At 73.7% G+C, this 563-nt stretch carries 1 protein-coding gene; it reads left to right on the top strand.

The genetic code is table 11. The features are described from left to right. Positions 1-252: 252 nt before the first annotated feature. Positions 253-563: hypothetical protein (locus L1965_RS15960; RefSeq protein ID WP_235757413.1), on the top strand; the 311-nt coding region annotated here is incomplete at its 3' end.

The following is a 563-nucleotide window of genomic DNA, read 5'->3' as shown; positions in this document are numbered from 1 at the left end:
CCCCATGCCCACGGCACGCAGCATGCCGCGCGCGGCCGTGCGCTCCATCCCGTCGGTGACATCGCGCGAGCGCGGCTTCATGTCGGGTCCTGTGGTGGCGTCCTGGGCGGAGCGGTCAGCGGGGGGAGTCTGCATGGGGCGCAGTCTAGTGACCGGTCCTCACGCCGAGACCGGGACGACGGACCGTGACGGACCGCGGCCGCGCGCCCCCTGACAGCCGCCGGGGCCCGCCAGTACGTTGGAGGCATGGCCATGGACTCGCCCACCCTCCAGCGGCGCCTGCGCGGCGTGTTCGACGCGCGGGTGTTCAACCACGGCGACTACAACCTGGTCTACGCCCAGCCCTCCGGCGGCTCCCTGCCCCACGTGATCGGCTACCGTCACTCCCCGCTGGAGATGCTGCTGTGCCCCGTGGACCCGGTGGATGCCGTCGCCGCCGACCTGACGGAGGACGCGGCGGACGCGCTCGCGGACCCGGCCACCGACACCCTGCCCGGCGTGGTGAGCGTGGCCCTGGCCAATGTGGCCACGGTCGCCGACACCGGCACCGGGTACCAGGTCGA

The sequence above is a fragment of the Paracoccus salsus genome (genome assembly GCF_021556615.1).
GTDB lineage: Bacteria > Pseudomonadota > Alphaproteobacteria > Rhodobacterales > Rhodobacteraceae > Paracoccus > Paracoccus salsus.
Note: the sequence above shows the minus strand (reverse complement) of the source record. Positions and strands in the feature narration are given on the sequence as shown.